Here is a 12,570-nt window from a genome sequence, read left to right on the forward strand (position 1 = left end):
TGGCGCCACGTTTTAAAGCGGTTTACAGGTTGTAAACCCCTTATTTTTCAGCATTTTTTATAGAGGCACGGGATTACATGGAAATCGGTCTGCGCGAGTGGCTGATCGTCATCGGCATTATTGTCATTGCCGGTATTCTTTTTGATGGCTGGCGGCGCATGCGCGGCGGCAAGGGCAAGCTGAAGTTTCGCCTGGACCGAAGCCTGTCCAACCTGCCGGACGAGGACAGTGGTGCCGAACTGCTGGGCCCGCCACGCGTGCTGGATACCCATAAAGAACCGCAACTCGACGAGCATGACTTGCCGTCGGTGAGCATGCCTGCCCGTGAGCCGCGTGAATCGGGCTCCAAGCGCGGCAAGCGGGGTGGCGAGCCATCCCAGGGCGACCTGAATTTGAATCTGGACCTGGATGGCGGCCCGAGCTTCAGCAGCCGTGATGATTTCCCGGACGAAACCAAGTCGTCGAGTGCTGCCGCCAATAAAGAACAGCCGCAGGCAGAAGAAGTCCTGGTCATCAGCGTGATCTGCCGTGACCCGGGTGGTTTCAAAGGCCCGGCCCTGTTGCAGAACATCCTGGAAAGCGGTCTGCGTTTTGGCGAGATGGATATCTTCCATCGTCACGAAAGCATGGCCGGCAACGGTGAAGTGCTGTTCTCCATGGCCAACGCGGTCAAGCCTGGCGTGTTCGATCTGGACGATATCGACCTGTTCAGCACCCCGGCCGTCAGCTTCTTCCTCGGCTTGCCAGGCCCGCGCCACCCGAAACAGGCCTTCGACGTGATGGTCGCGGCTGCCCGCAAACTGTCTCAGGAGCTCAATGGCGAACTGAAGGACGATCAGCGCAGCGTGCTGACCGCTCAGACCATCGAGCACTACCGTCAACGTATCGTCGAGTTCGAGCGTCGCGCCCTGACCCAGAAGCGCTGATATCGAATGGTCAAGCTCTCTATGACTAGAGAGCTTCTTGTGGCGAGGGAGCTTGCTCCCGCTGGGCTGCGAAGCGGCCCCATTCTGGTTTACGACGGCTTCGCCGCCGAGCGGGAGCAAGCTCCCTCGCCACAGAATCTGCGTCTTTACGCTATCGTATTTTGAAGATTGAGCAGCCTCGGCTGCTCTTTTGCTTTATGAGAGAGCACCCATGACCGCCGTTGAAAAACGCATTCAAGAGCTGCGCGCTGAGCTGGATCAGCACAACTACCGTTACTACGTCCTCGACGAGCCGAGCATTCCGGACGCCGAATACGATCGGCTGTTCCATGAGCTCAAGGCGCTGGAAACGGCAAACCCCGAGCTGGTCACTGTCGACTCGCCGACCCAGCGGGTTGGCGGTGCGGCGCTTGCGGCGTTCACTCAGGTGCGGCACGAAGTGCCGATGCTCAGTCTCGGCAACGCCTTCGAAGAAAACGACATGCGCGAGTTCGATCGTCGGGTCACCGAAGGTCTGGATTTGCCGGCCGGCGATTTGTTTGGCGGTGGCGCCGAGGTGGAGTACAGCTGCGAGCCGAAGCTCGATGGCCTGGCGGTCAGCTTGCTATATCAGGGCGGCATGCTGGTGCGCGGCGCCACTCGCGGCGACGGCACCACCGGTGAAGATATCAGCGTCAACGTGCGCACCGTGCGCAACATTCCGCTCAAGCTGCAGGGCAGCGGCTGGCCGTCGACCCTGGAAGTGCGCGGCGAAGTGTATATGTCCAAGGCCGGTTTCGATCGCCTGAACGCCGCGCAACTGGAAGCCGGCGGCAAGACCTTCGCCAACCCGCGCAACGCCGCGGCAGGCAGCTTGCGTCAGCTGGATTCGAAGATTACCGCCAGTCGTCCGCTGGAGTTCTGCTGCTACGGTCTTGGCCAGGTCTCGGCCGAGATTGCCGACACGCACGTTGGCAATCTGCAACAACTCAAACAATGGGGCTTGCCGGTCAGTCACGAGTTGAAACTGGCCAAGGGCATCGCTGAATGCCTGGATTACTACCGCGATATCGGCGAGCGCCGCAACGCGCTGCCTTATGAAATCGATGGCGTGGTGTTCAAGGTCAACAACCTCGCCTCGCAGCGTGAGCTGGGCTTTCGTGCTCGCGAGCCGCGCTGGGCAATTGCCCACAAGTTTCCGGCGATGGAAGAGCTCACCGAGTTGCTCGACGTGGAGTTCCAGGTCGGCCGAACCGGTGCGGTGACTCCGGTTGCACGCTTGAAACCGGTGAAAGTGGCGGGTGTGACCGTGTCCAACGCGACACTGCACAACATGGACGAAGTCGCGCGGCTGGGCCTGATGATCGGCGATACGGTGATCATTCGCCGCGCCGGTGACGTGATCCCGCAGGTGGTGCAAGTGGTTACCGAGCGTCGTCCGGAAAACGCCCGTCCCGTACAGATCCCCAAGTGCTGCCCGGTCTGTGGTTCACATGTCGAGCGCACGCAGTTGGTCAAGCGCAGCAAGGGTCGTGAAACGGTCAGCGAAGGGGCGGTATATCGCTGCGTCGGGCGTCTGGCCTGCGCGGCGCAGCTCAAGCAGGCAATTATCCATTTCGTTTCGCGCCGGGCCATGGACATTGAGGGGCTGGGCGAGAAGAGTGTCGAGCAGCTGGTGGATGAAGGCCTGGTCAGCTCGCCAGCGGATTTGTACGCCTTGAGTTTCGAACAGATCGTCGATCTTGAAGGGTTCGCCGAGTTGTCGAGCAAGAACCTGCTCAGCGCGATTGCCGACAGCAAGAAACCGGGGTTGGCGCGCTTCATCTACGCCCTTGGTATTCCGGATGTCGGTGAAGAGACGGCCAAGGTCCTGGCGCGCTCGCTGGCATCGCTTGCGCGGATTCAGCAGGCATTGCCGCAGGTGCTGACGTACTTGCCGGATGTCGGCCTGGAAGTCGCCTACGAGATTCACAGCTTCTTTGAAGACGCGCACAACCGGAAGGTGATCGAAGAACTGCTCAAGCATGGCCTGGAGATTCAGGATCAGGGCGAATTGGGCGCCGAGTTTGCCGCCAGTACCACGCTGGGCGGGATGATCGACAAACTGGACATTCCCTCGGTCGGGCCGGGCGGGGCGCAGAAGCTGGCTGACAAGTTCGGTTCGCTGGAAGCGATCATCAGCGCCGACTGGCTGGACATGCGCCAGGCGCTGCCGGAGAAGCAGGCCAACGCCGTTCGGGAATTCTTCGCCATCGAGCAGAACCGTCGGTTGGCGCTGGATGCCGAACAGCAGTTGCGCGACTTCGGCATGCACTGGCACAGCGAGAAGAAAGTCGTCGAAGGCTTGCCGCTGGCAGGCCAGACCTGGGTGCTCACTGGTTCTCTGGAGCTGATGAGTCGTGATGTCGCCAAGGACAAGCTCGAAAGCCTCGGCGCCAAGGTGGCGGGCTCGGTATCGGCCAAGACCTATTGTGTAGTGGCGGGGCCCGGCGCCGGCTCCAAATTGGTCAAGGCCAATGAGCTGGGGTTGAAGGTGCTGGACGAAGAGGCGTTTGTCGAGTTTTTGAAGGCGCACGGCATCAATGTTTGATATCGCAACCTGCGGCAGCTCCGGAGTCGGCATTTACCGGCAGGAGCCGCTGCAGGCCGCGATCTTTTCAGGACCAACGCAGGTCCTTGACGTGCCTCATATTTTTTAATCTGCGCGAACGGTTGTAACTTCGTCTCAGATAGGTACAATGGCGCGGCTCGCCGTCAGGTGAGCGTCGTTATGGTGACCCCATCGGTCCCCCCGCAACGATTACCCGTGAACCTGGTCAGATCCGGAAGGAAGCAGCCACAGCGGGAACATTGTGTGCCGGGGTGTGGCTGGTGGGGTCGCCACCTTAACGCCAAGCCTTCATTCGCAAGGCTTATGATCCTCAAAAAAATCCAGAATTTCTATCTCATTGATCGTTCCTGATCGATGCCTCATTTCGTCTGAAACAACCTCGCCGTCATTCCGAAAGCGCAAACACCCGCAACCGATGCCCATCCGGATCGAGCGCCACGAAGGTGTAGCCGAAATCCAGTGCGATCGGCTCTTGGGCGATGCGCAGCCCTTGTGCGGTCCATGCGGCGTACAGCGTGTCGACTGTCTGTTCGTCGGCCACCGAGAATCCCAGTTCGCCGCCACCGCCCGCCGCTTCGGCCGCAGGTTCAACGGTGTGCCTGGACCAGAGCCCAAGCTTTAGCCTCGAATCAAGAATGAACAGTGCGAAGGTCGGTTGCAGTTCAACCGGTGGTTTGTCGAGCAGGCGGCTGTAGAAGTTGGCGCTGGTGGCGGGGCTGTCGACGTACAGCAGCAGGTAATGTTGGGCGTTCATGGCGACTCCGATGTCGTTGGCGTTGATGGCTCAAGCCTAAACGGTCGGTCTGTCAGTTTCTGTCAGTAGTCGATAGCAAAAGAGCAGGCAGGTGTATCAAGCCGATACACGTGCCTGCTCTTTTTTGTTTCTGGCTCTAAGGCTTGGACAAGGCCTGGTCTACCGCCGCGATCAGCTTTCCCAGATCCTTCGGGGTGGCTTTGTGTATGACACCGAACAAATACGCTCGCTGTTCGTCTTCGTCGCCAAGATCGGCAAAAAACGCTTTGAGCTTCACTCCCAGCACATCGGCAAGCATGAACAGGGCTTCCACGCTGGGGGTATAGGTGCCGGTTTCGAAGCGGCTGATGGTTTTGGGGTCAAAACCGGTTTTTTCACCGAGTTCAGCCTGAGTAAGCCCCGCCACCTTGCGATAGCGCCTTATGGCTGGACCCAAACTTGAAATTTGCATCGCTCAATTCCCATTTAGAATCAAGAACTTAACGATAGATTTTTGCATTAGACAACTGCATGATCCATCACCTTGCTTTGCAAAATGTGATGTATTTCGTAGAATCCCCGTTTCGTACAGGCATTTGGTGACCTGGCTTCATAAGTCCAGGCAATGTGAGACGGCCAGCATTGCGTTACCTCGCAGGGTGTGCAGAGGCGCCGCTGACGAAGCGAAATGCCGTTTCAATATTACCAGAGTCAGCGTTTCTGACGTGTTTGTACAAGGCCTCTGAGCCTAGTTGATAGTCGTCTGTTCGGGGGCCATCAAATGCTGTTCATGGAGTTTTAACGTGCATCTGAATTTGCCGGCCCGCTCTTTTACAAGGATGTTGCCCTGGCAGCATCACGCGCTGCGACCCTCTGCGCAGTGCCGCATCCTTCAAAACATCTCTTCCGGGCGTTGTGCGCTGGTCGAGCGGTACAACCGCTAGCCACAGTGAGCCGCACTCATGGATGAGAAGTACCGCAGGGCCGTAGATGCAGCCGCCATTTTCTCCGAGACGGACCTGGCGGGGCGCATTACTTACGTCAACGATTTGTTTTGCGCCGTGTCTGGTCACAGTCGCGAGGAGTTGCTGGGGGCCAACCACCGCATCCTCAACTCGGGTCTGCATCCTGACGATTTCTTCACCACGATGTGGCGCACCGTTGCCTTGGGCAAAGTCTGGAAGGGCGAAATCTGCAACCGGTCCAAGGACGGTAGCCTGCACTGGGTCGACAGCACCATGGTGCCGGTGCTGGATGAGTCGACCGGACGGGTCCATCGGTATCTGTCGATTTGCTTCGATATCAGTGAAAAGCGTCAGTTGCTGCACTCGCTGCAATGGCGGGTCGGCCATGACGTCCTGACCGGCCTGCCCAATCGGGCGTATCTCTCCGATTTGCTCGAACAGGCCCTGGATTACTCCCGCGTCGAGAACGTGCCGTTGGCGGTATGCATGCTCGACCTCGACGGCTTCAAGGCGGTCAATGACGGCTATGGTCACGCCAGCGGCGACTTGTTGCTGGTCGAGGTGGCCAAGCGTCTGCGCACCATCGTTCGCGGCGAGGACGTGGTGGCGCGGCTGGCCGGGGACGAGTTCGTGCTGATCTTGCGGTTTGTGCGCGATATGCCGGAATTACGCGCGGCGCTGCATCGCGTGCTGGAGGCGATCTCTGCGCCGTATTCGATTCTGGGCAAGGACATCAATGTGTTTGCCAGCATCGGCGTTACGCTGTTCCCGGATGACAGCGAAGATGCGGAGACCCTGCTGCGCCACGCCGATCAGGCGATGTACGTGGCCAAACAGAGCGGGCGTAACCGCTTCCATCTGTTTGATGTAGTGCGCGACCAAGAGGTCAAGGCCACACACCAGACGGTCGCGCGGGTGCGCCAGGCCTTGCTCAACAATGAGCTGCGCCTGCACTTCCAGCCCAAGGTCAATATGCGCTGCGGTGCGGTGGTTGGTTTCGAAGCGTTGCTGCGCTGGGAGCACCCGCAGAACGGTCTGGTGCCGCCCAAGGAGTTTCTGCCGTTTGTCGAGGAGACGGACCTGATCGTCGATATTGGCGAGTGGGTGATGGAGCAGGTTCTGGCGCAGTTGTCGCGATGGCAAATAAACGGTCAACGCTGGCCGGTCAGCGTCAACATCGCTGCCCGGCATTTTCAGCGGGCGGACTTTTTTGATCGGCTCAAGACCGTGCTCGAACGGCACGCCTGGGTCGCGCCCCAGTTGCTTGACCTGGAGATTGTCGAGTCGGTGGCGATCGAGAATATTCAGCACGTCAGCACCTGCCTGCAAGCCTGTCAGGCGCTGGGCGTGAGGTTTTCCCTGGGAGATTTTGGCACGGGTTATTCGTCGCTGAGTTACCTCAAGCGCCTGCACACGCAAACCATCAAGATCGATAAGTCATTTGTGCGCGACATACTGCATGATCGCGATGACCTGGCGTTGACCACCGCAGTCATTGGTCTTGCCCGGGCGTTTGGGCGAGAGGTGATCGCCGAGGGTCTGGAAAGCATCGAGCATGGCGAGTTGCTGTTGCGCCTGGGCTGTGAGGTGGCGCAGGGCTATTTCATTGCCCGGCCGATGCCGGCCAGCGAAGTGCCGCGTTGGGTCGAGGCTTTCGTCGCTCCGACCCGGTGGCAGGTGCTGGACCAGGCGGTCTGAGGCTTACTGATCGGCCAGGGTCGGTTCGCTGGTTCCGGTGTAGAGCCTGATGATGTCGTCGATTTCCCCGGACATTTTCATCTTGAGCAGCGTTTGCAGAATCAACTGGACCGGCAGTCTTGGGTCGTTACGCACGTAGCAACCGACGTTTTGCTCCTGCAACACCGCGACTGCCCGCATTGGCCGGTCAGGCATCATTTGCAGGTTGAACCAGTCCAGGGCCCATTGATTGCTGACAGCGTAGTGATTTCGGCCGGCTGCCAGTTTTTTCAACACCTGTTCCTGATTGCGCGCATCGTCGCGTTTGAGTTGGCCGCTGTCGAAGAGTGGTTGCAGGGTCGGGTAGCTGTAGCCGAGTACGGTGCCGATCGGCTGCACGGAAAGGCTGGCCGGGATGATCGAGGCAGGAGCGCCTTGCGTGCTGACCAGTACGTCGCGCTGAAACCACAACGGAACGCTCCAGAGATAGTCGCCGGACTGATTTGGCAGCCAGGATTGCGCCGCGTAGCAGCGGATGTCGATTTCCCCGTGCTCCATGGCGCTCTGCACGCGTGCGCGGGCCAGCACGTGAAACTCCGTCGGCAGTCTCAGTTGTGTGGCCAGGCTGAGCATCACGTCGTACAGAATGCCCTGGGTCGGTCGGCCGTGCTCTATTTGCACCATGGGCATCGCCCAGCTGTCGGTGATCGCAAAGCGCAAGGGGGCGGGCGCACCAGCAGCGCTGACGCTGATCAACAGCAAAGCCCCCAAGGCAGAACGCATAAAATCTCCAGCAAAAAGACCGGCAGGAGCCGATTAAAACGGATCCAAATACCAGCTTAGCCAGATTAGCCGAGCACACCGGATGCAATTTTGGCCTTGCTCCGCTAGCATTACCCGCTTCCGCTTCCCAGATGCGACGGTTTTCGATGAGTTATCAGGTTCTTGCACGTAAATGGCGTCCGCGCTCGTTCCGCGAAATGGTCGGCCAGACCCATGTGCTCAAGGCTCTGATCAATGCCTTGGACAGCCAGCGGCTGCACCACGCCTATCTTTTTACCGGCACCCGCGGTGTGGGCAAGACCACCATCGCGCGGATCATTGCCAAATGTCTGAACTGTGAGACCGGTATCACTTCGACGCCGTGTGGCGAGTGCTCGGTGTGCCGTGAAATCGATGAAGGGCGCTTTGTCGACCTGATCGAGATCGACGCCGCGAGCCGGACCAAGGTCGAGGACACCCGTGAGCTGCTCGATAACGTGCAGTACGCGCCGAGCCGTGGGCGCTTCAAGGTCTACCTGATCGACGAAGTGCACATGCTCTCCAGCCATTCCTTCAATGCGCTGTTGAAAACCCTCGAAGAGCCACCGCCCTACGTCAAGTTCATCCTGGCGACCACCGACCCGCAGAAACTTCCCGCAACGATTCTGTCGCGGTGCCTGCAGTTCTCGCTGAAAAACATGACACCGGAGCGTGTGGTCGAGCATTTGACCCACGTGCTGAGCGTCGAGAATGTGCCGTTCGAAGACGATGCACTGTGGCTGCTGGGCCGTGCTGCCGACGGTTCGATGCGCGATGCGATGAGCCTCACCGACCAGGCCATTGCCTTCGGTGAAGGCAAGGTCATGGCGGCCGACGTGCGGGCGATGCTCGGCACGCTCGATCACGGTCAGGTCTACGACGTCCTGCACGCGCTGCTGGATGGCGATGCCAAGGCGTTGCTCGAAGCGGTGCGGCATCTGGCGGAGCAGGGCCCGGACTGGAACGGTGTGCTGTCGGAAATTCTTAACGTGCTGCACCGCGTGGCGATTGCCCAGGCCCTGCCTGAAGGCGTCGATAACGGTCATGGCGACCGCGACCGGGTGTTGGCACTGGCTCAGGCCTTGCCGCCCGAAGATGTGCAGTTCTATTACCAGATGGGCTTGATTGGTCGCCGCGATTTGCCGCTGGCACCGGACCCGCGCGGTGGGTTCGAAATGGTCTTGCTGCGAATGCTCGCGTTCCGTCCGGCAGACACTGCAGACGCGCCGAGGCAGCCGCTAAAGCCAGTGGGGATCAGCCAGGCCACAGTTGATTCCGCAAACTCAGTGGCTGGCGCACCGCGTGTTGCGCCGGTAGTTGCGCCTGCTCCCGTTGCCGCTGCACCTGGTGCGGCGCCGATTCAACCGGTTGCCGAGGTGGTTGCGCCAGTGCCGACACCTGAGCCTGTTGCTCCAGTGGTCGTGCCTGCGCCGGTGGTCGAAGCGGTGGCTGAACCCGTGGTCATTGTCGAAGAAGTCGTCGACTTGCCCTGGAACGATCCGGTAGAGCCTGAGATCGTGCAGCAACCGGCTGTCGAGCCGGTGCTGGAGACGATTGCCGAGCAGCCTGACCTGACGCCAATACCGACGCCGACTCCGGACAGCGTTGTACCCGATGCGCCGGAGTGGGTGGCAGCGCCGATTCCCGAGCCGCCGGTGGCTGAAGTCGACGCCGCCACGCCGGGAATGGACCTGGATGACGAGCCGCCGCTGGACGAGGACTACATCGAGCCGGACATGGATTCGGCCTATAGTTACCTTGATGAACTGGCCAGTGAGCACGCCGCAGAACCCGCGCCGGCCCCCGAGCCTGAACCGGCCGCGATGCCGGCCACAGGGCTGGCATTGCAATGGCTGGAGCTGTTCCCGAAATTGCCGATTTCCGGCATGACCGGCAGCATCGCCGCCAACTGCACGCTGATTGCCGTCGATGGCGACCACTGGTTGCTGCACCTGGACCCGGCCCACAGCGCACTGTTCAATGCGACTCAACAACGCCGGCTGAACGATGCGCTGAACCAGTATCACCAGCGCATCCTGACGGTCAGCATCGAGCTGATCAAGCCTGAGCAGGAAACCCCGGCCCAGGCGGCTTCGCGTCGTCGTGCCGACCGCCAGCGCGAGGCTGAGGACTCGATCCACGGCGATCCGTTCATCCAGCAAATGATGCAACAGTTCGGCGCGGTGATCCGTAACGATACTATTGAACCTGTCGAGGCTCTGGTCAGCCAGGGCTAATAACTGAAGGTGTTCGGCCCGCTGGGCCGGGCGCTGTTTTGATCCAAGTACTTTTGAGGTGATTCCCATGATGAAAGGTGGCATGGCCGGCCTGATGAAGCAGGCGCAGCAGATGCAGGAAAAAATGGCCAAGATGCAGGAAGAGCTGGCCAACGCCGAAGTCACCGGTAAAGCCGGTGGCGATATGGTCACCGTGGTGATGACCGGTCGTCACGACGTCAAGCGCGTGACCATCGATCCAAGCCTGGTAGAAGGCCTGAGCGAAGACGACAAGGAGATGCTGGAGGCCGTGTTCGCTGCCGCCGTCAACGACGCCGTGCGCAAGATCGAAGCCAACAGCCAGGACAAAATGTCCGGCATGACCGCAGGCATGCAACTGCCGCCGGGCATGAAACTGCCATTCTGATTCGCTGACGCGTCGGATGGACTACAAAAATGCCAGGCACTCAGCCTGGCATTTTTGTTTTCGACGGGAGAGCATGCAGCGTCCATAGGGCCGCCTTCGCGAGCAGGCTCGCTCCCACATTGGATAGGGGGATGTTCGCGATTGATGTCACAATATAAATCCCTGTGGGAGCGAGCCTGCTCGCGATGAAGTCGACTCGGTAATGCTGAAGAAACATCGAGCGTGATACCGTCGATGAGCATTTGACGCTGGCCAGAGGCGCGGGTATAAACCGCGTCTCGTTGATATGTCGGACGTTTCCCCCATGAGCTTCAGCCCTTTGATTCGCCAACTGATCGACGCCTTGCGCATCTTGCCCGGTGTCGGTCAGAAAACCGCCCAGCGCATGGCGTTGCAACTGCTCGAGCGTGATCGCAGTGGCGGCTCGCGGCTGGCGCTGGCCCTGAGTCAGGCCATGGAAGGAGTCGGCCATTGCCGGCAGTGCCGCACCCTGACCGAAGACGATCTGTGCCCGCAGTGCGCCGACCCTCGTCGCGATGACACCTTGCTGTGCGTGGTCGAAGGGCCGATGGATGTCTATGCCGTGGAGCAGACCGGGTTTCGCGGTCGTTACTTCGTGCTCAAGGGGCATTTGTCGCCACTCGACGGCCTGGGGCCGGAAGCCATCGGCATTCCGCAATTGCTGGCGCGGATTGAAGAGGCGGGTACGTTCACTGAAGTCATCCTGGCCACCAACCCGACGGTTGAAGGTGAAGCGACAGCGCACTACATCGCCCAGTTGCTCAGCCATAAAGGCCTGATTGCTTCGCGCATCGCCCATGGTGTGCCGTTGGGTGGCGAGCTTGAACTGGTGGATGGCGGCACCCTGGCTCATTCGTTTGCCGGGCGTAAGCCAATCGTTCTGTAGCGCGTTAACTGACGTCATCGCGAGCAGGCTCGCTCCCACAAGGTTAGCGCCGTATCTGTGGGAGCGAGCCTGCTCGCGATACGGGCGACCCGGTCTCCCTGACTCACACAATTCTATTGAAAACCAAGCAAGCGCTCGGTAAGTTCGCTGAACCTTCAGTGGAGCTCGCCGATGCCTGCCTTTCAGGAATACTTCGACCCCAGCCATCAGTTGGTCCGCGACAGCGTGCGACGTTTCGTCGAGCGCGAGATTCTGCCGGACATCGATCAGTGGGAGGAGGCCGAGGGCTTCCCCCGCGAGCTCTACCTCAAGGCCGGCGCAGCGGGGATTCTCGGCATTGGCTACCCCGAAGCGCTGGGTGGTAGTCACGAAGGAGACCTGTTCGCCAAGATCGCCGCCAGTGAAGAGCTGATGCGCTGTGGTTCCGGCGGGCTGGTGGCGGGGCTGGGCTCACTGGACATCGGCCTGCCACCAATCCTCAAATGGGCGAGGCCCGAGGTGCGCGACCGAGTGGTGCCGCAAGTCCTTTGCGGCGAAAAAATCAGCGCGCTGGCGGTTACCGAGCCCGGCGGCGGCTCCGATGTGGCCAACCTGCAAACCCGCGCCGTGCGTGACGGGGATTACTACCGGGTCAGTGGCAGCAAAACCTTTATCACCAGTGGAGTTCGCGCGGATTTTTATACCGTCGCGGTGCGCACCGGTGAGCCGGGTTTTGGCGGCATCAGCCTGCTGCTGATCGAGAAGGGCACGCCAGGATTCACTGTCGGTCGTCAGCTGAAGAAAATGGGCTGGTGGGCGTCGGATACCGCCGAGCTGTTTTTCGATGATTGCCGTGTGCCGGTGGGCAACCTGATCGGCGTCGAGAACATGGGCTTTGCCTGTATCATGGGCAACTTTCAAAACGAGCGCCTGGCGCTGGCATTGATGGCCAACATGACTGCACAACTGGCGCTGGAAGAGAGCCTGAAATGGGCTCGGCAGCGCGAAGCGTTCGGCAAGCCGATTGGCAAGTTTCAGGTGCTCAAGCATCGCTTGGCGGAGATGGCCACGGCGCTGGAAGTCTCCCGGGAGTTCACCTATCGCCAGGCTGCGAAAATGGCGGCGGGGCAGAGCGTGATCAAGGAAATATCCATGGCCAAGAATGTTGCCACCGACACTGCCGATCGCATCACCAATGACGCGGTGCAGATTCTCGGTGGGTTGGGCTACATGCGTGAAAGCCTGGTGGAGCGGCTGTACCGCGACAGCCGGATCCTGTCCATTGGCGGCGGCACGCGGGAAGTGATGAACGAGATCATCAGCAAGCAGATGGGGCTTTGAATCAGGCG

Annotated in this window: 10 protein-coding genes and 1 other RNA gene; 8 read left to right on the top strand and 3 right to left on the bottom strand. The window is 60.1% G+C overall.

Going from position 1 to position 12,570, the window contains the following annotated elements:
• The first annotated feature begins 77 nt into the window (after positions 1–77).
• From zipA to ffs, 3 genes are all read left to right on the top strand, one after another.
• Positions 78–926 carry a cell division protein ZipA gene (zipA, locus tag AC1DIH_RS07930; RefSeq protein ID WP_477771276.1) on the top strand — a complete coding sequence of 283 codons (849 nt, stop codon included), beginning with the start codon at positions 78–80 and terminating at the stop codon, positions 924–926.
• A 211-nt stretch (positions 927–1,137) separates the two neighbouring features.
• Positions 1,138–3,495, top strand: a complete 2,358-nt coding sequence (gene ligA, locus AC1DIH_RS07935; RefSeq protein ID WP_477771277.1) for an NAD-dependent DNA ligase LigA — start codon at positions 1,138–1,140, stop codon at positions 3,493–3,495.
• Positions 3,496–3,685: 190 nt separating this feature from the next.
• An RNA gene (gene ffs / locus AC1DIH_RS07940) (signal recognition particle sRNA small type) lies at positions 3,686–3,782 on the top strand.
• A gap of 119 nt (positions 3,783–3,901) precedes the next feature.
• Here the strand turns inward: ffs and AC1DIH_RS07945 are convergent.
• Together AC1DIH_RS07945 and AC1DIH_RS07950 are read right to left on the bottom strand one after the other, a co-directional pair.
• Positions 3,902–4,270, bottom strand: a complete 369-nt coding sequence (locus tag AC1DIH_RS07945) for a VOC family protein (protein ID WP_477771278.1) — start codon at positions 4,268–4,270, stop codon at positions 3,902–3,904.
• 136 nt (positions 4,271–4,406) lie between these two features.
• Positions 4,407–4,721: a helix-turn-helix domain-containing protein gene (locus AC1DIH_RS07950; RefSeq protein ID WP_054593225.1), complete on the bottom strand. Its 315-nt coding sequence runs from the start codon at positions 4,719–4,721 to the stop codon at positions 4,407–4,409.
• 490 nt (positions 4,722–5,211) lie between these two features.
• Between AC1DIH_RS07950 and AC1DIH_RS07955 the strand changes: the two genes are divergently transcribed.
• Positions 5,212–6,912, top strand: coding sequence for a putative bifunctional diguanylate cyclase/phosphodiesterase (locus tag AC1DIH_RS07955; protein ID WP_477771279.1), 1,701 nt, complete (start codon positions 5,212–5,214; stop codon positions 6,910–6,912).
• A 3-nt stretch (positions 6,913–6,915) separates the two neighbouring features.
• Here AC1DIH_RS07955 and AC1DIH_RS07960 read toward each other — a convergent pair whose 3' ends face one another.
• Positions 6,916–7,674, bottom strand: coding sequence for a substrate-binding periplasmic protein (locus AC1DIH_RS07960; RefSeq protein ID WP_477771280.1), 759 nt, complete (start codon positions 7,672–7,674; stop codon positions 6,916–6,918).
• A gap of 146 nt (positions 7,675–7,820) precedes the next feature.
• Between AC1DIH_RS07960 and dnaX the strand changes: the two genes are divergently transcribed.
• From dnaX to AC1DIH_RS07980, 4 genes are all read left to right on the top strand, one after another.
• Positions 7,821–9,929, top strand: coding sequence for a DNA polymerase III subunit gamma/tau (gene dnaX, locus AC1DIH_RS07965; protein WP_477771281.1), 2,109 nt, complete (start codon positions 7,821–7,823; stop codon positions 9,927–9,929).
• Positions 9,930–9,996: 67 nt separating this feature from the next.
• Positions 9,997–10,335: a YbaB/EbfC family nucleoid-associated protein gene (locus AC1DIH_RS07970; RefSeq protein WP_008028561.1), complete on the top strand. Its 339-nt coding sequence runs from the start codon at positions 9,997–9,999 to the stop codon at positions 10,333–10,335.
• Between the two features lie 304 nt (positions 10,336–10,639).
• Positions 10,640–11,242, top strand: coding sequence for a recombination mediator RecR (gene recR / locus AC1DIH_RS07975; protein ID WP_477771282.1), 603 nt, complete (start codon positions 10,640–10,642; stop codon positions 11,240–11,242).
• Between the two features lie 171 nt (positions 11,243–11,413).
• On the top strand, positions 11,414–12,562 hold the full coding sequence (locus AC1DIH_RS07980; RefSeq protein WP_477771283.1) for an acyl-CoA dehydrogenase family protein: 1,149 nt from the start codon (positions 11,414–11,416) through the stop codon (positions 12,560–12,562).
• Positions 12,563–12,570 lie beyond the last annotated feature (8 nt).

The sequence above is a fragment of the Pseudomonas sp. 05N36 genome (assembly GCF_056397385.1).